21 protein-coding genes and 1 pseudogene are annotated in these 24,327 nt (G+C 62.3%); 4 read left to right on the top strand and 18 right to left on the bottom strand.

From position 1 onward, the window contains the following. Positions 1-3: 3 nt before the first annotated feature. The 3 genes from CAY82_RS14710 to CAY82_RS14700 form a co-directional block, all read right to left on the bottom strand. Complete coding sequence (locus tag CAY82_RS14710) at positions 4-771, bottom strand: uroporphyrinogen-III synthase (RefSeq protein ID WP_087501870.1); 768 nt, start codon at positions 769-771, stop codon at positions 4-6. Then, on the bottom strand, positions 768-1,709 hold the full coding sequence (hemC, locus tag CAY82_RS14705) for a hydroxymethylbilane synthase (RefSeq protein ID WP_087501869.1): 942 nt from the start codon (positions 1,707-1,709) through the stop codon (positions 768-770). Before hemC ends, CAY82_RS14710 begins: the two co-directional genes overlap by 4 nt. 136 nt (positions 1,710-1,845) lie before the next feature. Further along, positions 1,846-2,589, bottom strand: coding sequence for a LytTR family DNA-binding domain-containing protein (locus tag CAY82_RS14700; RefSeq protein WP_087501868.1), 744 nt, complete (start codon positions 2,587-2,589; stop codon positions 1,846-1,848). Positions 2,590-2,885: 296 nt separating this feature from the next. Between CAY82_RS14700 and argH the strand changes: the two genes are divergently transcribed. After that, complete coding sequence (argH, locus tag CAY82_RS14695; protein ID WP_085599882.1) at positions 2,886-4,280, top strand: argininosuccinate lyase; 1,395 nt, start codon at positions 2,886-2,888, stop codon at positions 4,278-4,280. Positions 4,281-4,404: 124 nt separating this feature from the next. Here the strand turns inward: argH and CAY82_RS14690 are convergent, their stop codons facing one another. Then, entirely contained in the window at positions 4,405-5,067 is a 663-nt protein-coding gene (locus CAY82_RS14690; protein WP_087501867.1) for a glutathione S-transferase, read from the bottom strand. Positions 5,068-5,214: 147 nt separating this feature from the next. Here CAY82_RS14690 and CAY82_RS14685 point away from each other — a divergent pair, with 147 nt between their 5' ends. Next, positions 5,215-5,514: a hypothetical protein gene (locus CAY82_RS14685; RefSeq protein WP_087501866.1), complete on the top strand. Its 300-nt coding sequence runs from the start codon at positions 5,215-5,217 to the stop codon at positions 5,512-5,514. A 69-nt stretch (positions 5,515-5,583) separates the two neighbouring features. Next, a complete protein-coding gene (locus tag CAY82_RS14680; protein ID WP_087501865.1) occupies positions 5,584-5,829 on the top strand; it encodes a TIGR02647 family protein in 246 nt (81 codons plus the stop codon). A gap of 150 nt (positions 5,830-5,979) precedes the next feature. On the opposite strand, the gene CAY82_RS14675 is transcribed toward CAY82_RS14680, so the two are convergent. From CAY82_RS14675 to CAY82_RS14640, 8 genes are all read right to left on the bottom strand, one after another. Beyond that, entirely contained in the window at positions 5,980-7,923 is a 1,944-nt protein-coding gene (locus tag CAY82_RS14675) for an FTR1 family protein (protein WP_087501864.1), read from the bottom strand. Positions 7,924-8,184: 261 nt separating this feature from the next. After that, on the bottom strand, positions 8,185-9,012 hold the full coding sequence (locus CAY82_RS14670) for an RHS repeat-associated core domain-containing protein (RefSeq protein WP_256576283.1): 828 nt from the start codon (positions 9,010-9,012) through the stop codon (positions 8,185-8,187). A gap of 222 nt (positions 9,013-9,234) precedes the next feature. Next, positions 9,235-10,653: an efflux transporter outer membrane subunit gene (locus tag CAY82_RS14665; protein ID WP_087501862.1), complete on the bottom strand. Its 1,419-nt coding sequence runs from the start codon at positions 10,651-10,653 to the stop codon at positions 9,235-9,237. Next, a complete protein-coding gene (locus CAY82_RS14660; protein ID WP_087501861.1) occupies positions 10,650-11,525 on the bottom strand; it encodes an HlyD family secretion protein in 876 nt (291 codons plus the stop codon). Before CAY82_RS14660 ends, CAY82_RS14665 begins: the two co-directional genes overlap by 4 nt. Beyond that, positions 11,522-11,734: a DUF1656 domain-containing protein gene (locus CAY82_RS14655; RefSeq protein ID WP_087501860.1), complete on the bottom strand. Its 213-nt coding sequence runs from the start codon at positions 11,732-11,734 to the stop codon at positions 11,522-11,524. Before CAY82_RS14655 ends, CAY82_RS14660 begins: the two co-directional genes overlap by 4 nt. Continuing rightward, positions 11,731-13,818, bottom strand: a complete 2,088-nt coding sequence (locus CAY82_RS14650; RefSeq protein WP_087501859.1) for an FUSC family protein — start codon at positions 13,816-13,818, stop codon at positions 11,731-11,733. Before CAY82_RS14650 ends, CAY82_RS14655 begins: the two co-directional genes overlap by 4 nt. After that, entirely contained in the window at positions 13,815-14,267 is a 453-nt protein-coding gene (locus tag CAY82_RS14645) for a MarR family winged helix-turn-helix transcriptional regulator (RefSeq protein WP_087501858.1), read from the bottom strand. Before CAY82_RS14645 ends, CAY82_RS14650 begins: the two co-directional genes overlap by 4 nt. A gap of 235 nt (positions 14,268-14,502) precedes the next feature. Continuing rightward, the gene (locus CAY82_RS14640) at positions 14,503-15,297 is read right to left on the bottom strand and encodes a tetratricopeptide repeat protein (RefSeq protein ID WP_087501857.1); all 795 of its coding nucleotides are present in this window, start codon (positions 15,295-15,297) and stop codon (positions 14,503-14,505) included. Between the two features lie 208 nt (positions 15,298-15,505). Here CAY82_RS14640 and CAY82_RS14635 point away from each other — a divergent pair, with 208 nt between their 5' ends. After that, on the top strand, positions 15,506-16,066 hold the full coding sequence (locus CAY82_RS14635) for a WYL domain-containing protein (protein WP_087501856.1): 561 nt from the start codon (positions 15,506-15,508) through the stop codon (positions 16,064-16,066). Between the two features lie 117 nt (positions 16,067-16,183). Here the strand turns inward: CAY82_RS14635 and CAY82_RS14630 are convergent, their stop codons facing one another. From CAY82_RS14630 to CAY82_RS14605, 6 genes and pseudogenes are all read right to left on the bottom strand, one after another. After that, positions 16,184-17,047, bottom strand: coding sequence for an ABC transporter permease (locus tag CAY82_RS14630; protein ID WP_087501855.1), 864 nt, complete (start codon positions 17,045-17,047; stop codon positions 16,184-16,186). A 14-nt stretch (positions 17,048-17,061) separates the two neighbouring features. Then, entirely contained in the window at positions 17,062-17,925 is an 864-nt protein-coding gene (locus CAY82_RS14625) for an ABC transporter ATP-binding protein (protein WP_087501854.1), read from the bottom strand. 6 nt (positions 17,926-17,931) lie between these two features. Then, positions 17,932-18,951, bottom strand: a complete 1,020-nt coding sequence (locus tag CAY82_RS14620) for an ABC transporter substrate-binding protein (protein WP_087501853.1) — start codon at positions 18,949-18,951, stop codon at positions 17,932-17,934. Positions 18,952-18,969: 18 nt separating this feature from the next. Continuing rightward, a complete protein-coding gene (locus tag CAY82_RS14615; RefSeq protein WP_087501852.1) occupies positions 18,970-19,869 on the bottom strand; it encodes a TauD/TfdA family dioxygenase in 900 nt (299 codons plus the stop codon). A 200-nt stretch (positions 19,870-20,069) separates the two neighbouring features. Next, positions 20,070-20,411, bottom strand: a complete 342-nt coding sequence (locus CAY82_RS14610; protein WP_087501851.1) for a tryptophan synthase subunit beta — start codon at positions 20,409-20,411, stop codon at positions 20,070-20,072. Between the two features lie 251 nt (positions 20,412-20,662). Continuing rightward, positions 20,663-24,325: pseudogene (locus CAY82_RS14605) on the bottom strand (immunoglobulin-like domain-containing protein); the annotation flags it as partial. Positions 24,326-24,327 lie beyond the last annotated feature (2 nt).

Here is a 24,327-nt window from a genome sequence, read left to right as displayed (position 1 = left end):
GCCTTAAGAGGCAGGTGCAGCGCTGCGCTGCACGGCTGCCAGCAAGGCCGCGGCACTGGCGCCACGGCAATCCACAACCTGTTGGGCCCCGGCGACCCTGGCCTGTTCGGCGACCCGCGGGCTGGGCACGAACAGCGGCAGACGTGCCAGCTGAGGCCAATCGGCGCCTGCCATCTGCTGCAAGTGTTCAAAACCCTGCCCACTGCTGACCACCAGGCCATTGAGGCGTTCCGCCTCGATGCGGCGCATCAGGGTGCCCGCCGGGTAAACCGGCAGGCAGCGACGGTACAGTTCCAGATAATCGACACTAGCACCTTGCTCTGCAAGACGCTCTGCCAGCAGTTCGCGACCTCCAACGCCACGAACGATCAACACATGCGCTGTCGGCACGGCAACTGCCTCGCGCAAGGCCGGCAGCGCCAGCAAGGCTTCGCTGTCGTCGCCACGCGACGGGTAGCTGACTTGCAGACCTGCACCCTGCAGCACGGCGGCAGTTGCCTCGCCTACGGTGAACCAGCCTTGCCGTGGCGGCTGCAGGCTGGCTTCGGCCAGCTGCTCAAGCAGCAAGCGGGCAGCTGGCTTGCTGACAACGATGATCGCCTGGAAACCGTGCAGGCCTTCCAGCAACGGTCGATGCCGGGCCTCCCCGGTAACGGGTTCGATCTCCAGCAACGGCAGGCAACTGCTGCCTACCCCTGCTGCCGCCAGGCTTTGCGCCAGCGCCGCGCAGTCCTCGGCGGGCCGGGTCAGCAACAGACGCCATTGGCTCACGGGTGGCCGGCCTCGCCGTAAACTTCTTTGAGGATGGCCTCGGCGCCCTGGGCCAGCAGGCTTTCGGCCACCTGTACGCCAAGGGTTTCGGCGGCAGTGCGGGGTGCGCGGGCGTCGGCCACCAGCAGGGTACCGCCGCTTGGCTGGCCGACCAAACCACGAAGCCACAACTGGTCACCTTCAAGCACCGCATAGCAGGCGATCGGCACCTGGCAGCCGCCATTCAGGCGTTTGTTCAAGGCGCGTTCGGCCACCACCCGGTCGGCAGTGTCGGCGTGGTGCAGCGGCGCCAGCAGTGCATGGATTTCGTGGTCGGCGCTGCGGCACTCGATACCTACCGCGCCCTGGCCGCCTGCCGGCAGGCTGTCATCGACGCTGATGGTGGAAGCGATGCGGTCTTTGAAGCCCAGGCGGATCAGGCCGGCAGCGGCGAGGATGATGGCGTCGTACTCACCGGCATCCAGCTTGGCCAGACGGGTGTTGACGTTACCGCGCAGGAAGCGGATTTGCAGATCCGGGCGGCGCGCCAGCAACTGGGCCTGGCGACGCAGGCTGGAGGTACCGACAATGCTGCCGGCCGGCAGCGCTTCGAGGCTGGCGAAGCGATTGGAGACGAAAGCATCGCGCGGGTCTTCACGCTCGCAGATGCAGTACAGGCCCAGGCCTTCGGGGAAATCCATGGGCACGTCCTTCATCGAATGCACGGCGATGTCGGCTTCATTATCCAGCAGGGCGGTTTCCAGTTCCTTTACGAACAGGCCCTTGCCGCCGATCTTCGCCAGTGGCGCATCGAGCAGCTTGTCGCCACGGCTGACCATGGGCACCAAGGTTACCAGCAGACCGGGGTGGGCCTGCTCGAGGCGGGCTTTGACGTATTCGGCCTGCCACAGGGCCAAGGCACTTTTACGGGTGGCAATGCGGATTTCGCGAGTGGACATGGAACGCCCCGATCCAGAGAAATGCTGTCGATGATAACAGCATCACCGGTATCGCTAGCAGATGTGGATCAGCAGAGGGCCTCTTCGCGGGCAAACCCGCGAACAAGGGCGCTGCCCTTGCCATGCGGGCGCCGTATCAAAGGGACTGCATCATCTTGCGCACACCGGCCACATGGCGCCGGCTGACAGTCAGGGCGTCACCATCCAGGCCCTTCAGGTACAGCTGGAAATGCCCCAGCGGAGTACGCTGCAGGCGTTCGATTCGCTCACGGGCGACCAGCGCGTTGCGGTGGATACGCACGAAGCGTTCGCCAAACTCGTCTTCCAGGGCCTTGAGCGGCTCGTCGAGCAGCACCTCCCCGGCCTCATGGCGCAAGGTCACGTACTTGTGGTCGGCAATGAAGTAGATCACCTGAGGCAAAGGGATCAGCTCGATGCCTTTGCGCGTCCGGGCACTGATATGGCTACGCGGGCCGCCACCTTCATTGGCCGGTCGGGTAAGCGCCGCCAACTGGGCGCGGTTGGGCTTTTCGGCCTTGCGCAAGGCATCGCGCAAGGCCTGGGCCTGGAAAGGCTTGGTCACATGGCTGAGGGTACTGTCCTTGAAAGCCTCGGCACCGTATTCATCGTCCCCGGTGCAAAACACTACCGCCGGCGGCGCCTCGCGCTCGCACAGGCGAGCAGCAACCTGCAGGCCGTCCAGGCCTGGCATGCCGATATCCAGCAGGACCACATCGGGCTTGAGGCTTTCGATCAGCGCCAGGGCCTCCTCGCCGTTGGTGGCGCTAGGCTCCAGCACGGTGTAACCCTCCAGTTCGCCGAGCAGCCGGCTGAGGCGTTCACGGCCTTGGGGTTCGTCATCAACGATCAGGACATTCATAATTGCGCTGGATTCCTGAATGAGTCTCGCACAGGTATAGCGTAGACAGGTGTGGTTCAAGCGACACTAAGGTCACGCTCTAGACCGGTGCGATGGCCAAAGATTCACTGGGTCGGCAGATTCACTGCCAGTCCTCTGTCCAACTGTAGACGGTCCGTGGAACACTGCCGTTCATTCCTGCAAATCCTTCTCTACCGTTTTCCGCGCATTTCTCTCGACCAGCGCCCTGCGGCGGCCAGCCCAACCCTGCTATCATCGACGCCACTTTTTCGTTCACGCCTGCAATGAGTGAATCCATGAGCACCGACAAGACCAATCAGTCCTGGGGCGGCCGCTTCAGTGAGCCCGTCGACGCCTTCGTCGCCCGTTTCACCGCCTCGGTCGATTTCGACAAGCGCCTGTACCGCCACGACATCATGGGTTCGATCGCCCATGCCACCATGCTGGCGCAGGTCGGCGTGCTCAGCGATGCCGAGCGCGACACCATCATCGATGGCCTGAAGACCATCCAGGGCGAAATCGAGGCCGGCACCTTCGACTGGCGCGTCGACCTCGAAGACGTGCACATGAACATCGAGGCGCGCCTGACCGACCGTATCGGTATCACCGGCAAGAAGCTGCACACCGGCCGTAGCCGCAACGACCAGGTAGCCACTGACATCCGCCTGTGGCTACGCGACGAAATCGACCTGATCCTGGCCGAAATCACCCGCCTGCAGCAGGGCTTGCTGGAGCAGGCCGAGCGTGAAGCTGAAACCATCATGCCCGGCTTCACCCACCTGCAGACGGCCCAGCCGGTCACTTTCGGCCACCACCTGCTGGCCTGGTTCGAAATGCTCAGCCGTGACTACGAGCGCCTGGTCGACTGCCGCAAGCGTGCCAACCGCATGCCCCTGGGCAGTGCCGCGCTGGCCGGCACCACCTACCCGATCGACCGCGAACTCACCTGCAAGCTGCTGGGCTTTGAAGCCGTGGCCGGCAACTCGCTGGACGGCGTATCGGACCGCGACTTCGCCATCGAATTCTGCGCTGCCGCCAGCGTGGCGATGATGCACCTGTCGCGCTTCTCCGAAGAGCTGGTGCTGTGGACCAGCGCGCAATTCCAGTTCATTGACCTGCCAGACCGATTCTGCACCGGCAGCTCGATCATGCCGCAGAAAAAGAACCCGGACGTGCCAGAACTGGTACGTGGCAAGAGCGGTCGCGTGTTCGGCGCCCTGACCGGCCTGCTGACCCTGATGAAAGGCCAGCCGCTGGCCTACAACAAGGACAACCAGGAAGACAAGGAGCCGCTGTTCGACGCCGCCGACACCCTGCGCGACTCGCTGCGAGCCTTTGCCGACATGATCCCGGCAATCAAGCCCAAACACGCCATCATGCGTGAAGCGGCTCTGCGCGGTTTCTCCACCGCCACCGACCTGGCCGACTACCTGGTACGCCGTGGCCTGCCGTTCCGTGACTGCCACGAGATCGTGGGCCATGCGGTGAAGTATGGCGTGGACACCGGCAAGGACCTGGCCGAGATGAGCCTGGATGAACTGCGCCAGTTCAGCGACCAGATCGAGCAGGACGTGTTTGCCGTGCTGACCCTGGAAGGTTCGGTGAATGCCCGTAACCACATTGGCGGCACCGCGCCGGCGCAGGTGCATGCGGCGGTTGCCCGCGGCAAGGCGCTGCTGGCTTCGCGTTAAGGCCCATTGCGAGGGCTTCGCCCTCGTTCGCGGGCACGCCCGCTCCCACAGGTATTGCACAGGCTTCAAAAGCAGTGCTGTACCTGTGGGGGCGGGTTTACCCACGAATGCCCCAACACTATTCTCAGCGTTTTCCGCTACGAATCATCTCCATGAAGGCCGGCATCGCCGCCTCCTTGTCCGCCACGATCCGCGCCATGTGCGGGTTGTCGCCCATCAGCTGCAACAACGCCTTGGCCTGCGGGAAGTCCGCCAGGAAGTCTATGTTCAGCACCTTCTTGCCCACGGCACAGGCCAAATCGACCGAGAAGCAGAACATCAGGTCTGCCAGGGTCAGTTGCTCACCCGCCACATAAGGTGCGAAGCGACCGTTGCGCTTGAGCGTTGCAAAACCGGCCAGCAGGTCGGCACGGGCTTTTTCCTTTATCAGTGGCTCCACCGACATGCCGAAGAACGCCTCGGGGTAGCAGGTGCGCGCCGGCAGCTCGATGTATAGCTCGATTTCCTTGAGCAGCTCACGCACCTTGGCCTGCCCGAACGGGTCGGCCGGCAGCAGTGCCTTGCCGCCCTGGGTCTGCTCGATATAGTCGAGGATTACGCTGGTTTCGCTGAGGAAGCCGTGTTCGGTCTGCAGCACCGGCACCTTGCCTCGCGGGCTCACTTCCAGCGCCTGTGGCGCCTGGCCGCCATAGAAGGTGACTTCCTCGAAGGGCAGGCCTTTTTCCAGCAGGGCCAGCTTGACCATGTTGTAGTAGTTGCTGACCGAGAATCCATGAAGCTTGAGCATGAGTTAACAGCCTCCAGGCCGTAAGGGGTTGGCCCGGCTTTTATAGACCGTCCGCGCGCCCCTGACCAGCGTCATGCGCCCCGTCAATGCCCGGGCATTGCCGCCACAGGCGTGGCACACTGTGCATCCCACCACAGGAGTAACGCCATGAGCGAGCCCACCGACATCGACAACGACGACGAAGCCTTCGCCGAGGCAACGCTGACCCAGGCCATCGAGAACCAGATCGAAAGCGGCGACCCGGCGGCGGCGAAAGCCACGTTCAACAAACTGACCCTGGTCGGTTACGAGCGCGAAGACATTCTCAACCTGATGGCCCATGTACTGGCCTTCGAAATTGACAACATGCTGGTGGAAGACCGCGAGTTCGACCGCGAGTGGTACGAGAACGCCCTGCGTGCGCTGCCCGAGCTGCCGCCTGAGATGGATCAAGGCGACGACGAATAACCCGTCTACACTCCAGGATCAGGCACCGCAATCGGTGCCACCATCCTTGTCTGGAAGTCAGGAGTCGCCATGCCCTTTACCCCCGATCTGATCGCCGAGCTGGAAGTACTCGCACTGTTCAAGCACGACAGCAGCCAGGAAGGCATCAAAATTCACAAGAACGCCTCCCCCTCCCTGGTTGCCGCCGCGCAGCGCTTGTATGAGAAGGGGCTGACCGATCAGCCTGATGGCGGCTACCTGACCAGCCTGGGTCACGACGCCGTCGAAAGTGTCCAACTGCTGCAGAACATTCTCAAGGCACCACAACCGGCCTGAATGGCGGTCTTGCTCAAACTTTGAAACTCGCGCGGTCCCTGTGGGAGCGGCTTTAGCCGCGAACACCGGCGAAGCCGGTGCCATACACCGCGCCGCTTGCTTCGCGGGTAAACCCGCTCCCACAGGGGGCCGCGCCAGCCTGTCAGGCGATCAGTTAGCCGTTGCCCTGCGCTTTTCCACCAGGCGCGAGCGCCCGTACAGGAACACGATGGCCAGCAAGGCCACTACCTGCGCCGACAGCGAGTAGGCATCGGCATGAATCCCCAGCCAGTCGAACTCGAAGAACGCCACCGGCCGTGTGCCCAACACCCCGGCCTCTTGCAGCGCCTTCACACCATGCCCGGCGAACACCACCGACAAGGCACATAGCAGCGCGGCGTTGATGCTGAAGAACAGCGACAGCGGCAGCTTGGCCGAACCACGCAGGATCACCCAGGCCAACGCCACCAGCAGCACCAGTGCGGTGGCACCACCCGCCAGCACCGCCTGGTGCCCGGCTGGGCCTGCCTGCAGCCACAGGGTTTCGTAGAACAGAATCACTTCGAACAGTTCACGGTACACCGAGAAGAACGCCAGCACGGCAAAACCGAAGCGTCCGCCGCCACTGACCAGGCTGCTCTTGATGTAGTCCTGCCAAGCAGCGGCATGGCGGCGGTCGTGCATCCACACGCCAAGCCATAGCACCATCACCGCGGCGAAAAGCGCCGTGCAGCCTTCCAGCAGTTCGCGCTGGGCGCCACCGACGTCGATCACATAGGCTGCCAAGGCCCAGGTTGCAAAACCGGCCACCAGCGCCAAACCCCAGCCGATGTTTACGCTGCGCACCGCCGACTGCTGGCCGGTATTGCGCAGGAAGGCCAGGATCGCCGCCAGCACCAGAATCGCCTCCAGGCCTTCACGCAGCAGGATCAGCAAGCCGGATACAAAGCTCAGCGACCAGCTCAGGCCATCGCTGCCGAGCAGTTTGGAAGCCTGCTCGAGCTTGGCCTTGGCTTCGCTCAGGCGTTGCTCGGCCTGGGCCACTGGCATGCCGTCCTGCAGCGACTGGCGGTAGGCCATCAGCGATTTTTCGGTGTCCTTGCGCGCCTGGGTGTCGATGTTGTCCAGCGAGCTTTCCACCAGCTCGAAGCCTTCCAGGTAGGCCGCCACCGACAGGTCGTAGGCCTGGTCGTGATCACCTGCGCGGTAGGCCGCCAGGCTCTTGTCCAGGGTGCTGGCGGTGTATTCGAGCAATTGTGCCGGGCCACGTTTGACCTGCGGCGGCTGAGCACGCTGGGCGCGGAACGCCTCTACGGCCGTGACACCTTCGCTAGCGGCAACTTCGGCCGGGGTCTGCCGGGCCAGGTCGGCGATATTCCAGGTCTTGTCACCTTTGCCGGCTTCCGGGTTGGCTGTGAAACTGGCGATGTATGCGGCCACGTCCCAACGCTGACGGTCGTCCAGCTGGTCGGCGAAGGACGGCATTTCGGTGCCATCAATGCCCAGGGCAAGAGTGTTGTAGAGGTCGAACAGGCTCAACTGGTCGAGACGCGAAACATCGCGCAGGTTGGCCGGCGCAGGCTCCAGGCCCACGCCAGCCGGGCCGTCTCCGGCACCGGTGTCGCCGTGGCAGATCGAGCAGTTTTGCGCATACAGCGAAGCACCACGGGCCGGGTCCGGAGTAATCACCGGAGCCTGACTGACCTCGTAGGCCACCGCCAGGCGCGCGCCCAGCTGGCGGGCCTGTTTGGCTAAGCTCGCCCCATCCTGACGCTGGTCGATGGCCTGGCGCAGCGCCTGAATACCTTGCTCCAGAGCGGCTTGTTCGGCGTTTGCAGGCAGGCCTTTGACCAGGTCGGCCAATACCGCGCTGAACTCCTGCTGCTCGCGATATTCACCATCGTCGATCACCTTGCCGTCTTGCACGGTCGGCGGGTAGTCGGCGCCAATGTAGTCCAGCAGGTGCAGGGCCTTGGTCGCCTCGGCAGGGGCTTCGGCCAGCACCGGGGTGCTGCACAGCGCCAGCACCGGGCCGAGCAATATAGCCGGTAGCCAGGCAAGCAGACGGGAACGGGTATTCATGGCCAGTCTCGAGGTAAATGCGAAAGAGAACATTGTTCACTTCCACTTTTCTTCCTTCAAGGGCGCTGGGCGGATTTCATGAAAAATCTTGGTACAAATTTAGAGGAAGCGGGATGACAACCGGGCCTGAGCGTGGCGCAGTACCTGTGAGAGTTGGCTTGCCGACGATGGGCTGCACAGCGGCCTCAGGTTCTCACAGGCTATTTGCAAAACCTTGCTTTCAAACAAGGACTAAGGCCAGCGGCTTCTAGCTCTGGAACCACAAGTTTTAAGCACTTCCCACCCATGGCGCACTCAGAACGGCGCTTCCGATGCTCTTGGTAGCATTTGCCGCTGATTTGGCTGCCCTCGTCGTATCACCACTTGTTCATACATTGGTTCATACAATAACAATTCCATTTCTTCGAGTTTCCTGGGCACTAACCCACCCTCGCCCATCGTGCCGAAACGGTAGTCTTTACCGGGTACCTTCGCGTTGAAATTGTAAGCGAACACAGAGTAAACCTCTGGCTGCACGTTTCCTCCAGGTTCGGCTTGGCGTGCATAGTCCGCAGCCATGCCAGCAAAATCTTTCGCTGTAGAATCAGTGAGTGCAACATAGAAACCCTTGCCGGAACTAAGACCTCCGGCGGAGTTCTGATATTTAGCATTCAAACCTTGCAGCAAGCCCACAGCGTTGATATTAGTTGAGCCGTGACGCCCTATATAGTTCAACGCGCCGTCCAGAGAGCCGACCGGAGACATTCTATCGGCTTGATCCAGTTGAACCGATTCTCTTGGCGTCCGCGCTCCGCTTGACCTACGCACTTTCGACAACCTGAAAAGAAAGCTGACACCGGCCCACGTATGTCCGCTGGGGTCCTTCCGATTGACGGGGTCACAACCACAATAGGCATAAGCATGCAAACCACCCAATCCAAATGGGCTCCAACTATCCGGACAGGTGAACCGCATCAACACCGGGCTGTATGGCCGGTAACCGTTTCCTAGCAGATAGAGCCCAGAGAGAACATCCGGATGTTCGCCAGTAAAGCCAAGCAGAATGGGTGAGTCTAGCCTTGGCGAGCCGTAACCATACGCAAGGTAAGCAAATGTGTTTGGACGAGCGGAAATAGTTGCCATACCCTTCACATTCATGGGAAATGCTATTAATTACTTTAATAAAATTACAAGTCCACCGTCCTTACCCAACGAGCTGTCAACCTCAGCGTATAGAATAACGCCCGGCTGAACTACTGTCATTTTTGATAGGTTCATCAACTACCGGCACTATTGCTGAGCGCTCCGTATGCAAAGTCATCGTTTTGGTCGCGCAATAGCGAAAGTTTCTCCAGAGTCTCGGAATCAGGGCCTAGCCGTGGTCTTCCAGCCACCACCTAACGCCAGGAATACCCCAATCTGCCCCAACGCCACCTGGCTATTGGCCGCCGCCAACTGCGCACGCATGTCGGTATAGGTCCGCGTCGCCTGCAAATCCGCCAGGAACGATTCACGCCCAGCCTGGTAATACCGGTGCGTCTGGTCTGCCGCTTCCTTGGCCGACTTCTCCGCCTCGGCCAGCGCATCGCGGCGGTCCAGCAGAGCGCTGTATTGCGCCAGTCGGGTCTGGGTCTCGCGAATGGCGTTCAGCACCACACCGTCGAAATTTGCCAGGGCTGCCTGGGCCGAGGCTTCGGCCATGCGAATGCGGGCGCGGGTGCCGTTGGTGGGGATGGTCCAGCTTATCTGCGGGCCGAACCCCCAACGGTTGGTCGACGGCTCACCCAGGTTTTCCAGGATACCAATGGTGCCAACCTGGGCGCCGATGCTGATGTCTGGGTACAGCGCTCCAGTAGCTACGCCAATGGAGGCAGTCGCTGCGGCCAGCTGGCGTTCGGCCTGGCGCACGTCGGGCCGGCGCTTGAGCAGCGCGGCGCCATCGCCCACCGGGACCAGCTGATTCAGGTGCGGCAGCTCGGCACAATCGGCGGTGCCTGCAGGTAGCTGGTCAACCGGCTTGGCCAACAGCGCCGCCAGGGTATACATGCCGGTCTCGCGCTCGGCCTTGAAGCGCGGCAGTTCGGCGCGCAAGGATTTGAACTGGGTCTGCGAGCGGGTAACCTGGGTTTCATCACCGCGTCCGGCATCGCGCAGGCGCTGGTTAAGCTTCACGCTCTGCTCCTGCAGGTCGAGCGACTCGCGGGCAATGTGGTACTCCTCGTTGGCCGAGCACACCTGGGTGTAGGCCTTGACCACATCCGCCACCAAAGTGATGCGGGCGGTGTCGGCGGCAGCCTGCACTGCATCGGCATTGGCCTTTGCCGCCTCGGTGCCACGCTTGAAGGTGCCCCACAGGTCAAACTGGTACGAGGCACTGATGATGGCCTCGCCGATATTGGCCACCGGCACTTTCTCCGGCAGCAGGAAGGCCTCACCCGACTCCTGCAGGCGCTGGGCGCCAAGTTTGACGCCGCCATTGAAGCCACCCTGCGACTCAGCCACTTCGACCTGGGCGCGTGCCTTGGCAATATTGGCGGCAGCCACGCGCAGTTCGGTGTTGGCACTCAAGGCCTGGCGCACCAGCTCGTTCAGCCGTTGATCCTGGTACAACTGCCACCAGTCCTCGGGCACCGGTGCCGATACCACGCTGTCGGCATCCTGGCGCAGCGGGCCGTTGAGGTCGCCGCGTTGCACCGCCGCGTCCTTCGGCACTTCATAGTCGGGGCCAACCATCATGCAGGCCCCCAACGACAGGCACAGCCCGGCCAGGATCAGCTGCTTCATGGGCGCTGGCCCTCGATGATCGACACCGTGGCGGTTCGCCCGGCGATCATGCGGAAGTCTTGCGGCACTTCGTCAAAGGCGATGCGCACCGGAATACGCTGGGCCAGGCGCACCCAGCTGAACGCAGGGTTGACGTTGGGCAGCAAGTTGGCGCCGCTGCTGCGGTCACGGTCTTCGATGCCGGCGGCAAAGCTTTGCACATGGCCACGTAGGCGGGTGTTGTCGCCCATGACGCGAATGTCCACGGCATCGCCAATGTGAATACCGCCCAGCTTGGTTTCCTCGAAATAGCCATCAACGTGGTACGAGGCGCTGTCGACCACCGACAGCACCGGGCGGCCTGCGGTGACGAATTCGTGATTACGCGGTGCACGGTCGTTCAGGTAACCGTCCACCGGGCTGCGCACCACCGAGCGGTCGAGGTTGAGCTGGGCGGTATCGACGGCCACCTGCGCTTCGCTGACGGCGGAACGGGCACGAGCCTCGCGGGACTGGCTTTCTTCCAGCTGTTCGGCAGCCACCAGGTTGCCCAGCTTGCGGTTGCGCTGCGCTTCGCGGGAGGCCTGGGCCAGGGTTTCCTGGCGCTCACCAAGGGTCGCCTTGGCCTGGCGCAGGGCCAGGGTGAAGCGGTCCTGGTCGATGGTGAACAGCACATCGCCGCGCTTGACGGTCTGGTTGTCATGCACCTCGACCTTCTGGATCAGCCCGGACACGTCCGGGGCAATCTGGATCACGTCGGCGCGGATGTGACCGTCGCGGGTCCAGGGGGCGAACATGTAGTACACCACCATTTGCCACACGAGCACGGCGGCGAAGGTCACTACCAGCAAGGTCAGGACCACACGGCCCAAGGTCAGCAAAGGTTTTTTCATGGCAGCATCAGGTTTCGGCAAAAGTGGTCCACCGCGCCAAGCAGCACGGCATACAGGGCAACGTTGAACAACGACCGGTGCCAGACCAGGCGGTAGAAATGCAGGCGCACAAGCACCGCATGTACCCCGAGGAACAGCAGGTAGGTGCCAAACATCATCACCAGCAGCGTGGGCAGGAATACCCCGCTGATATCCAGTTCACCAATCACAGAGGCGCTCCGTCGAGGCCGGGGGGCAGTTGCGGTTGTTCGGCTGGCTCGAGCATCACCTCCACGCCCGGCAGCAGGGCCAGGCGCAGACCGCTCAGGGCATGCAGCAGGTGGGTGCGGGCATCGCCGCGCTCGTACAGTTCATCCAGGTTCAGCGCCAGCCGCGCGCGCTCCATGTTACGCAGCAGCGCGGCCGGTGCGTGCAGGCGCTCGCCGGCGCGCAGGCAAGCGGCGTAGTGCGCGCCGACTTCCGCGATCACCGTGCTCAGGCGCTCGCGCGCCTGCTGGCCGGCACGCGGCATATAGGCCAGCAGGTCGAGCAGGTTCAGCCCCACGCGCAGGTCACGCAGTGCCACGCCGCTATCCTGGCCGGTTTGTGACAGGCGCGGCAGGTGCTGCATCAGGCGGTCGAGCATCTGCACGCCAACCTGGCGGTGCTCGGCCAGGGTGGCCGGCTCGGTCATTTCGACGATGTCGCGCCAGGCGAAGCGGGTCATGCGCTTGGCCGCTAGCTCCACGCCAAACGGGCGCATCACCAGGGTCCAGATGAACGCGAACAGCAACCCCACGGGCCCGGCCAGATTGGAGTTGAGGAAGGTGAAGAAGTCGGCGTCGTAGGCGCCCTGGATGCTGATGAAGGTCGAAGTGTTAACGATGGTCAGCAAGGTGCCCAGGTAGAAGCGTGGTTGCACGGTCAGGGTGCCGACACAGATGAACGGCACGGCGAAGGCCAGCACCAGCATCGGGAAGTCGTGCAGGTTGGGCAGCACCAGGAACAGGTACAGGCTGGAGAAAATGACCGACATCAGCGTCCAGAAGAAGAACCTGTAAATCTGCGGCGCCGGGTCGTCCATGGCGGCGAAGAAGCTGCAGGACACGGCGGCGAGGATCACTGCGCTGGCGCCGTCGTTCCAGCCAAGGCCGATCCACAGGCCGCAGGCGACAACGATCGCCAGCACTGTGGAGGCCACCGAATACAGCATCAGGCCACGGTCGAAGAACGCCGTCAGGCGGCCCAGCCGCCAGTGGCGGTACACCGCGCGCCAGGGTTTGGCGTCGTCGCTGCGCAGGGCGTGTTGCAGGCTGCAGCAGTCCTGCCACAGGTCGGCCCATTCGGTCAGGCGATACAGAGCGTTGGACAGCAGCAGTTCGGCGCGCTGATCAAGCGCGGCGGCGCCAGGCTGCAGGCGCTCTATCTGCTCGTGCAGCGTGGTCCAGCGTGCTACCGATGCGCTGTCAGCAGTGCCCTTGAGCCATTCGCGAGCGGCTTCAAGCACGGGTTGAAGCTGGGCGAACTGGGCCGGGGCGCGGCCTTCCAACGCCACCAGTGCGTCATCGAGCGCATCGATCACCGGCAGCAGGTGGATCATGCGCCCGCGCAACTCGCGGGCATTCTTCAGGGTGTGCGGACCAGCACCTTCATGGCTGAGCTGGCCGATCATCAACTCCAGCGAGTTGAAGGTGGCAACCATCGCCCCGCGCATGCCGCCGACTTTGTCGGCGCTGACATCACGGGTCAGGTAGGTGTCGCTGTAGCGGATCGCCTCGGTGAACCAGCTACCGGTGGCCCCGACTACAACCGGCGCCAGCCGGCGTGGCCAGAAGACCGCCCCGACCACCGCCGCGCAGACGATCCCCAGACAGATTTCCTGGGCGCGGGAAGACGCCACGTCAAACACTGTCAGCGGGTTGTCGACCACAGCCAGGGCAATCATCGGCAGGGTGTAGCCGGCCAGCATCAGCACGTAGTTGTTGGCGGTGCGCAGGTTCAGCGAAAGGAACAGCAGGGTGCCGGTCCACAGGGCGATGGCGATGCTCAGCAGCAGCGGCGACTGCACCAGCGGTGGTACCAGGAAAACCGCCCCGCCAGTGCCGAGCAGTGTGCCCACGGCACGGTACAGGGCCTTGGAGCTGGTGGGGCCGAGGAACGGGCTGGAGACAATGTACACCGTAGCCATGGCCCAATAGGGGCGCGGCAACTGCATGAGCAGGGCGATGTACAGGGCAATCATGGAGGCAGCAAAGGTACGCACGCCATAGAACCAGTCGCGGGCCGGGGGTACAGAGCTGAAGAAACCGTTCATGCCGCCCCGCCTGTGTTGCCCAGGCCGGCAGCCTCGAAGGCACGCAGCACGCGCAAGGCGGCTTCCAGGTCGGCCTGAGCAATACCGTGCAGCACTTCGCGGCGCAGGCGCACCAGTTCGGCTTCGATGGATTCGGCCAGGGTGCGGCCTTCGGCGGTCAGGCTCAGGGCCTTGGCGCGGCGGTCCAGCGGGTCCTCGCTGCGGCATACCAGGCCAGCCTTGCACAGTTGGTCAAGCAGGCGCACCAGCGACGGGCTTTCCAGGCCGGAGGCCTGAGCCACTGCCACCTGATGCACACCGTCTCCCAGGCGCACGATCATCAGCAACGGCGTAGCGCAGGCCTCGGAAATGCCGTAACCAGTCAGGGCGCTATGGCAGATGCGCCGCCAATGGCGGGCGGCAACCACCATGCCACTGCTGACTTGCAGGCGCAGGAGATCAAGGGACATGACAGGAACCAAGGATATTCATAGTTTGCTAACTATCAATATACGCCTGTGCCTCCCCCTGTCGTCAACCGGGGGGATGGATGAATTGTTGTTCATGCCGGGGCTTTTGGCCTGCCTGTGCCGGCCTCTTCGCGGGTAAACCCGCTCCCACAGGTGCGGCATAGGATTCAAGCCATGCTCGGTACCTGTGGGAGCGGGTTTACCCGCGAAGAGGCCCGGACAGGCAACAGAGCATTCAGCGCTGAATCTGGTCTTCCAGCTTCATGGTCAAGGCCAGTGTGCTGCCCATCTGCACTGCCCGGTCCCGCCACTCCTGGTACCGTACCTCGTCGCCGCTGCTGAAGTGCACAGCCAGCTCTTCGGCCGCCTGCACCACCCCCGCCGCTGCTGCCAGCTCCAGCCAGTACAGCGCGGCCTTGAGATCAGCCTCCACGTACAGCCCGTGCATCAACCGGTAACCCACCTCGAAACGGCAGCGTGCCTCGCCCCGCTCGGCCCCGCGCAGGAACCACTGGTAGGCTTGCACCAGGTCGACCTGCCACTGCACGCCGCCATCGCACACCTCTTCCTCGTACAGGTCACCCAGCGCGGCAGCGGCATGCAGCATGCCCCGCTCGAAAGCCTGCCGGTAGCACTCCGCCGCCTGCACGTAAGAGGGCTCGACGCCTTTGCCGAAGTAATGTTGCTGCCCAAGGTTGAACCACGCCGCGCCATTGCCCTGCAGGGCCGCCATGCGCAACAGGTGGCCGGCCAACACGGTGTCAGCACGCCAGTACTTGCCGTTGAGCCAGATCCAGCCAAGGTCGTTGAGCGCCGCCACGTTGCCTTGCAAGGCCTGCTGGCGCAGGTCGACATACACCGCCTGCAAGTCACTGGCCTCGTCCAGGCGGCTGACCAGTAGCGAACGCTGGCTGGGCATCCCTATCCCTACAAACAGTCGCTGTCGCCTCCCGACAGCAGCCGGTGGGGCAATGACCCGTTCGGGCAAAAGACGGGCAAGCAGCGAATGGATATTGCTGGCAGCAAACATGTTCATCCTCATTGAACGACGCACAGCCCCAACCTTCGGCTGTGATGAGGCGTGATTCTGCGTGACGTCACGTCAAAACCTGTCGCGAACGATTCGGCACCAGGCAACCAAATGCGACTTCCTTGATCTGAGCAGGCTGTGGCCAATTGCCATGCCACCCCGCCTGCCGCCATCCTATTGCGGCAAGCCTAGACAAGGACGTTATCTTTTGCCGTTCGCCACCACTCGCGCCACCCTCAGCCGTCAGTGGGCGCTGCTGCGCCAGCTGCCCAGCCGTTCCCCAGGCATTACCAGCGCCGAGCTGGTCTGGCGCCTGCGTGACGTAGGCTTCACTGTCAGCAAACGCACTGTCGAGCGCGACCTCAATGAGCTGTCGCTGATATTTCCGCTGGAGCGCAATGACAAAAGCATCCCGTTTGGCTGGCACTGGTCGGCGAGCGCCGTGGGTGAGTTGCGCGGAAATTTCGACTTGCTGACGCACCTGCGCGGCGATGCGTTGCAACCGGCTCGGGGTGAGGGGGTGGAGTTGGTGGCGCGGATCAGCGATGCGCTGGCGCGGCAGTTGCGGCTTGCGCCGCTGAGCAGTGACATGCAACTGACGGCGCTGGAGCACGGGCATCGGTTGCGGGCCACGGTAAGTGATGGCTGGCCATTGCGCTGGTGGCTGTTGAGCCATGGGGATGGGGTGGTGGTGGAGCAGCCTGCCGGCTTACGGGAAGAGATTGGCAGGATCCTGAGCAATGCGGCGGCGCAGTATCTGAATTTATAGCCTTTACCGGCCTCTTCGCGGGTAAACCCGCTCCCACAAGGTGCTGCACCACCCTGAAGGCCGATGAAAATCCTGTGTGCGGGTTTACCCGCGAAGAGGCCGGTACAGGTTTACCTGCTAGCGCTGCATCCCCCAGCGCCGCACCGTCAGCCGCTCCAGGGTATTGAACACCAACCCTTCCACCAGCAAGCCGATCAGGATCACCACCGCCAACCCGGCAAACACCTTGTCGGTATACAGCTCGTTGCGGTTCTGGAAGATGTACCACCCCAGCCCTCCCTTGCCGCTGCTGGCACCGAACACCAGCTCGGCAGCGATCAGGGTGCGCCAGGCGAACGCCCAGCCAATCTTCAACCCCGACAGGATCGACGGCAGGGCCGCCGGTACCAGGATGTGCAACACCAGCCGCAGCCCTTTCAGGCCATAGTTGCGACCAGCCATGCGCAGGGTCTCGGACACCCCGAGGAAGCCGGCATAGGTATTCAGCGCCAGCGCCCACAGCACCGAGTGCACCAGCACGAAGATCAGGCTGTTGTCGCCCAGCCCGAACCACAGCAAGGCCAGTGGCAACAGGGCAATCGCCGGCAATGGGTTCAACATCGAGGTCAGCGTGCCCAGCAGATCGCGCCCAAGCTGGGTCGACACCGCCAAGCTGGTGAGACCGAACGCCAGGATGATCCCCAGCATGTAACCCTTGAGCAGGATCACCAGCGACACGCCAACCTTGGCCGGCAACTCACCGCTGACCAGGCCGTCCCACAGCGCCGTGGCCGTCTGCAGGAAAGTCGGCAGCAGCAGGTCGTTGCCCTGGTAGAGGGCGATGGACTCCCACAGCACGGCGATCACCAGCAGGATGACCGCCTTGCGCAGCCAGCCGTGCTGCCACAGGCGCTGAGCCAACGGCAGGTTGCGTTCCACAGGCACACTGAACAGCGGCTCCAGTTGCACCTCGTATTCCTGGCGTACAGGTGTAGTGGTCATGGCTGAAGCTCCTGTCAGTAGGCGATGCGGATATCGTTGAAACCAATATCGTCGGGCTGTTCGGGGGCATCCGCCTCATCGAACAGCAAACGATGGATGCGTCGGGCACTGGCCTGGAAGTCGCTGCCACCCAGGCTGCCCAGGTCATACTGGTGGCTGTGCACTTCGGCACGCACCCGCCCCGGGTGGGGCGACAGCAGCAGGATGCGGTTGCCGACAACCAGTGCTTCTTCGATGGAGTGAGTAACGAACAGCAGGGTAAAACGCACCTCATCCCACAGCAGCAGCAATTCTTCCTGCATCTTGCGCCGGGTCAGGGCGTCGAGTGCCGCGAACGGTTCATCCATCAGTAGGATCTTCGGCTGCGTGGCCAAGGCCCGGGCAATCGCCACGCGCGCCTTCATACCGCCCGAGAGGGTGTGCGGGTAGGCATCGGCGAAAGCGGCCAGGCCGACTTTTTCCAGGTAGTGCAGCGCCCGTTCCTCGGCCTCAGCGCGTTTCAGCTGGCCCGAAACCAGCAGCGGGAACATGACGTTCTGCTTCACCGTCTTCCACGGCGGCAGCTGGTCGAACTCCTGGAACACCACGATGCGATCGGGGCCAGGGCCGCTTACCAGCTGGCCCTGCAGCAGAATCTGCCCTGCCTGGGGCGAGATGAACCCGGCCACGGCCTTGAGCAAGGTGGACTTGCCGCAGCCAGAGGGGCCGAGCAGCACGAAACGGTCGGCACGGTCGACTTCGAAGCTGACCTGGTGGGTGGCCCGCACCACGCGTTGCGCGGTGCGGTATTCGAGGCTGAGGTTATCCACCTTGAGCAAGGGCGGCGTGGCGACACGGCTCAGGTTGCTGGCCGTGTGGCCTGGCAATGGGGCGGTCATGATCGGTCAGCTCCCCTGCAGCGGGCGTTCATCCTGGAAGAAGTAGTCCTTCCACGATTCCGGCTTGTGCTTGATGGCGCCTACCCGATAGAGGAAGTCGGCCAGCTTGTAGGTGTTCTTGGGCGTGACGGTGAACTCGTACTGCGGGTTGTCGATCAGCTTGATCAGCGTGTCGAGGTCGATCTTGGCCTTGGTCACGCGGATGTATGTATCGGCGGCGGCCGCCTTGTCCTTCTGGGCGAAGTCCGCAGCTTCGGCCAGCGCATCGACGAAGGCCTTGTAAGTCTTGGGGTTGTCCTTGCGGAATTTCTCGGTGGCGAACAGCAAGGTCGGCGAGTTGGGGCCGAGCAGGTCGTAGCTGTTCAGCACCACGTGCACGTTCTTGTTGGCCAGCACCTGGTCCTGGAACGGCGGGTTGGAGAAGTGCCCGTTGAGTTCGGTGCCGCCGGCCAGCAGCGCGGCTGTGGCATCCGGATGTGGCACGGCCAGGGTGTATTTGTCGAGGCGGTTGTATTCCTTGTCGCCCCACTGCTGGGCGGCGGCGTACTGCAGGAAGCGCGACTGCACCGAAACGCCTACCGCCGGTACGGCGATGCGGTCCTTGTCGGAGATGTCGGCAATGGTCTTCACATTGGGATTGCTACTGACCAGGTAATACGGGAAGTTGCCCAGCGAAGCCACGGCCTTGACGTTCTGTCGGCCCTTGGTGCGGTCCCACACCGTGAGCAACGGGCCGACACCGGCACCGGCGATGTCCACCGAACCGGACAACAGCGCGTCATTGATGGCTGAACCACCTGACAGCTGGGCCCAATCGACTTCGATGTCGATGCCCTGCTCCTTGCCATGTTTTTCGATCAGATGCTGGTCACGCACTACGTTCAGCAGCAGGTAGACGATGCCGAACTGCTCGGCGATGCGGATCTTGCCTTCTGCTTGCGCCGTGGCGGGGGCTGACAGGCTGCCGACGACCAGGCTTGCACCCAGGCCGATGCTTGCCGCCAGGCGGCTGATGGATTTACGCATGATGGGTTTCCTCAGTCGTCAGAACGGGGCATCGCCCTGGATGGTGGTGCGGTACAGCTTGCGCCGCAGGTGCACTGGGCAGCCGGTGGCCAGGTGTATCAATGAGCGGTTGTCCCAGAACACCAGATCGTGGGGCTGCCACTGGTGGCGGTAGATGTTCTGTTCCAGCACGCTCAGGGCATACAGCTGTTGCAGCACGTCGCGGCTTTCGTCGTCCGGCAGGCCGACGATGCGAGTGGTGAAGCCTTCGCTGACGAACAGCGCCTTGCGGCCGTTTTCCGGGTGGGTACGGACCACCGGGTGAATGACTTCCTGTACCTGAGCCAGCTGTTCGGCAGTCAGGGTGGGGCGCCAGTTGCCTGCGAACTTGGTCTCGGCGTAACGGGCGGTGTAGGAGTGAGCAGCGCTGCGGCCCTCGACCACGTTGCGCAGGGCCGCGGGTACGGCGTCCCAGGCTTTGTGCATGTCGGCAAACAGGGTATCGCCGCCCTCGCTGGGCAGTTCCTGGGCATGCAGCATCGAGCCAAGGCTGGGCAGTTCCTTGTAGGACAGGTCCGAGTGCCAGAACTTGCCGGCATCACCCAGGCCGATGTTCTGGCCGTTTTCGATGATATTGGAAACGATCAGGATCTCGGGGTGGCCGGCGAGCAGGAACTGCTTGAGCACATGGATCTGCAGCGGGCCGAAGCGGCGGCTGAAGGCGATCTGCTGGTCGGGGCTGATGCGCTGGGCGCGGAACACCAGCACATGGTAGTCGAGGTGGGCGCGATGGATACGGGCGAAATCCTCGGCGTTGACTGGTCTGGCCAGGTCCAGGCCGATGATCTCGGCGCCTACGGCACCGGAGAATGGGCGGATTTCGAAGCATTGCGGCTGGGCGCTGTCGATGATCGACAAGGCGTTCGAGGCGGCTGACATTTTTCACTCCCACGCAGTGCGCGACTTCAATGGCGCGCAACGATCAGAAACGCACGGGGATTTCCCGTGTGGGTTCAAGTCGTGCGGCGCATCGATTGGTCGACGGGTACGCAGTGGAAGTGACTATAAAGTCATAAGAGCTATATTTTAAATACCGTTAACGAATAACCATAGCACTACTGTCAGGGCACGTTGCGCAATCAGATCAGCCCGCCCTGCTCTTCTTCATCGATGAGGTTGTTCAGGCTGCTGAGCGCCTTGCGCGCCTTGGAGCGGTTAAGCAGCTTGGCCTGCGCGCCAGCGGGCAGATCAGTGATATTGAAAACACCCTTGGCGGTCAGCACGTCGATCAGGTCCTCGAGCACGCGGATCATGTCCAGGTCGCTTTGCTTGAGCTGGTTGAGGCTGTTTTCCACGACGTCATCGGCAAACCATTCCTGGATATCGGCATGGTCGGCGGGAAGCATTTCGGTGAACTGGTCGAAAGCGGCCGCTTCTACCCGCCGCAACTGGCCGGCGGCATCGCGTTGCACGTAGAACATGGCGGTGTCCCTCGTCACGTTAGTCCTTTGATAGTAGACAGCAGCATAGGCAAAGATCGCCCGGCACGCAGGGCCGGCGCCAGAGTATGCGCTGTCGCAGGATGTCAGGAAAGAGCCGTGGCCGCTCAGAGGCCAATTGCCGGAAAGCAAGCTCCCACAGGTACCGCACAACGCTCAGGAGCTGCACAGTACCTGTGGGAGCCGGCTTGCCGGCGATCGGGCTGCAGAGCAGCCCGCTAGCGCATCAGCAATCAGCTGTCCTTGTTGTGGATGATGATGGTCGGGTCAGCACCGCTGATCAACGAGTTGATCGTGGTGTTGGACCAGTTCACCCCTTCCAGCTTGATGGTCACGTCGGCGTTGGCCAGGCCACCTTCGGCATTGAGCTTGCCTTCGCTGCTGACCTGCAGCGTCGTCGTACCGTCCACCGTGGTGAGTTTCAGGTAGTTATCGATGGTGCTGCCCTTCTCGTTCTGCAGCAGGTCGCTCAAGTCGATCTTGTCTTTTTCGCCTACGTTGAAGTCCTTGATGACGTCATTGCCGGTATCGCCAGCCTTCCACACGAAGGTATCAGAACCGCTGCCGCCAATCAGGGTATCGTGGCCCTGGCCACCGATCAGGGTGTCCTTGCCGCTACCGCCCAGCAGGATGTCGTTACCCTTGCCACCATCAAGCACGTCATCGCCACCTTGACCGAAGAGGATGTCGTTGCCATTGCCGCCCGACAGCAAGTCTTTACCGTCGTTGGCACCGGAGATATCGAACTCGGTGTAGTGCTCGGTAATGTACTGGTGGACATTGCTGGTGGTGATGGAACTGGCTTCGACACCGCTCTTTTGCGCCACGTACGTCTGCAGCGCCTGGTAGCCCTCACTCACGACACCGTTGAGGGTAATCAGGTCACCGAAGATGATGTCGTTGCCGTTACCACCATCGATGCTGTCAGCGCCCGGCAAGGTCGCCTCGGAATGACCGAGAATCGCCTTGGCCAGATCCGACGGATCAATGCCTGCTTGTGGTTTGCCAGCGGAGTCGTACGGTTTCAGATCGTTCAGCGTGACATCGCTATTCAAGCCAATGGCCTGCACTTTACTCACGCCGTTGGTGCCACCGAGCAAGCTGAAGCTTGCAGTGGTGCCTGCTGCCGACTCCTGATAGTTCCAATACTCACCATAGCCCGAACCGTCCAGGCTGGAGAACTCGTAGGTGCCATCGCCCTGGGCATGCAGGGTGCCGACGGTGCTGGTGGACTGAAGCACCAACTCACCTTTCTTATTCTCGCTGTAAGTCAGAACCTTGACCGTGCCACTGCTGCTGATCTCGACTTTGTGAGTCGAGTCGGCCCACGTACTGAAGGTGTCGCCAAGCTTGTAGTTGTTGACGTTGACCACGTCATCCAGGTACTTGCCATTGGTCCACAGCCGCGGGTTGGTATTCTCCCCGCTCTGGTAATAGGTCGGCTTGCCGTCGGTGATGAAGTAGGTCAGGTTCTCCGCATTGGTGTTACTGGTGGCCATGGTGCTCTTGAAGAAGTTGGCCGCTGCCTTGAACACGTCTTCGTAGTTGGTCCCGCCACCACTCGCCATGGAGTTCAACACGGACTGCAGCTTGCTCAAGGCATTCGGGTCGGCAAGGTTCACCGCCACGTTCTGCTTGACCTGGGTATCGAAATCGACCAGGAAGATGTTGACCGTGCCCGAGGTATCCGAGCCCAGGCTGGCTTTGAGCGTATTGAACACCGAGGCCAGCTGCGTCTTCGCGTCCGAAATCGACTTGTCGCTCATACTGCCCGAGCTATCGACAATAAAGGCAATGTTGTAGTTCTTGCCCTGAACCACGTTCAGCCCGGATACGTCGGCGACGATGATGTCGTTGCCTTCGCCGCCGGTCATCGTGTCGTTGCCCGAGGTACCAACGCTGGCCTTGTAGGTCGCGGGGTATACGGTCACCGGGATGTTACCGACGGTGCTGGCGGAACCACCCAGGCTTTCGGTAGCGGTCGAGGTGACAGTGATGTCGAACGAGCCTTTGTAGTAGGCAGGGGGGGTCAGCGTCAGGCCGCTGAGTTTCCAGCCTGTCACATCCACCGGTGTGCTGCCGACCGTCACCGTGTGGCCTGCACCATCGCTCAGAACAGAACCTTTCGGAATGCCGCTGAGGGTCACGCCCAGGCTTTCGGAACCGTCGGTGTCGGTCAGGGCGGTGGAAATACCGACCAGTTTGACCGTACCACCTTCTGGCCCTTCATTGAGTTTGTAGCCGTCGTAATAGCTCTGGCCATTTACATTGTGCAAGTCGGACACGCCCAGGCCGGCGTTGGCCATTGCGGTCACGTTCTGATACATCTTGATGTTCGAACTGCTCAGGTCGGTGACAGCACCCGAGCCTACCTGGATGTTCAGGTCATAGCTGCCTGGGCCGGACTGGTTGGCGTGGTAGACCTCGATCGGGTAGTAGCCACTGGTGTTCGGGATAAAGGTACCCGAAACCTCACCACCAGCACCCCAGGTGGCCGTGACCACGGTCTTGCCACCAATGGTGACCACGAAGCTGTCGTCGGCAATCCCGCTGAAGGTGTAGGTCTTGCCGGCTTCCAGGTAGATCAGGCCCGACGTTTTCGAGCCGGTGCCAGCGGTGACGCTGCCATCGGACTGCACGTTGGTGGTGGTGCTACTGGTGTTGGCATTGCCGGAGTTGGCAAAGACCGTCTTCAGGTTTTCACCGGTAATACCAGCACCGTCAGTACCCAGGCCTTTGAGGCTGTTCCAGACTTCCTTGGTCAGACCTTTGGACTCGATTTCAGTGCTGCCGAAGCTCAGGGTCGGCTTGTCGGCAACCGGACTGATATCGACCTTCATGGTCACTTCATTGCCCAGGTTGGAGCCATCGTTCGGCTTGAACTTGAACTGCGCGTAGTCGGCCTGCTGGTTACCCACGCCGTTGCCACCGTAGCTGTCCCCACCCGACTGGTTGAGGGCCGGGACGAACTTCAGGTTCTGGGCCGTGATGTCAGCCTGGCTGACCACCTGGCCAGCGACCACATTCACCCATGCAGTACCGTTGAAGAACTGCAGACTGCCGGTGGCCGGGAGCGAGGTAATGGTCACGAACAGGCCGCTGTTACCGTCGGCATCGGTGACTTTGAAATCACTCCAGGCAAACACGTAGTCGGTGTCTTCCACCCCAAACACCGCACCGCCAGGCGAAACCGGCAGATGGTCGTTGTCGAGGATGGCTGTGGTCACGCTGGCATTGTTGCTGTCGACCTTCAGGTTCTCGAAGCTGCCACCGGCGGCGGTTTCGATCTTCACAGTGAAGTTCTCGATACCCTCGACCAGCTTGTCGTCGATGGTCGCGATATCGAACGTGGTGCCGTTGCTGTTGGCCGGGATCTTCACAGTGGTGATACCGGTGAAGTCCTCGCCATTCTTGGCGGTGCCGCTGTAGCTGAGGGTGATGGTGACCTCGGCCTTGGACGCATTGCTCAAGGTCAGCGTGTAGTGGCCGGTTTCGCCTTCGGTCAGTGACGTGGTGCCGGTGATGCCGACCGTGGCGACATCGCCCTGGTTGCCTGTACCCGGAACGCCCGAGCCAGGCTCGTCAGTGACGGTGGTGCTGACCGGGGTCTTGTCCAGGGTCAGCTGCTCGAACTTGCCGACATCAGCGCCAGTGACCGAGGCGATCGATTTGACCACAGGGTCGTTGGTGCCGGTGTAGACGTTGTCCGGGGCAGTCACAGTGACCGCACCAGTCGTGCCGTTGGCCGGTACGGTGATGACGGTCTTGCCATCGCTCAGCGTGAAGGTCAGGGCCGAGTGGTTGTTGATCGGCAGACCGTCTTTGTTGGTCAGGGTGATGGTGTAGGTGATCTCGCCACCTTCGGTGACCGAAGGCGTCGCGGTCAGCTTGGCCACCA

Source organism: Pseudomonas sp. SID14000, assembly GCF_002165135.1.
Lineage (GTDB): Bacteria > Pseudomonadota > Gammaproteobacteria > Pseudomonadales > Pseudomonadaceae > Aquipseudomonas.
This window is presented reverse-complemented; position numbering and strand designations above follow the sequence as displayed.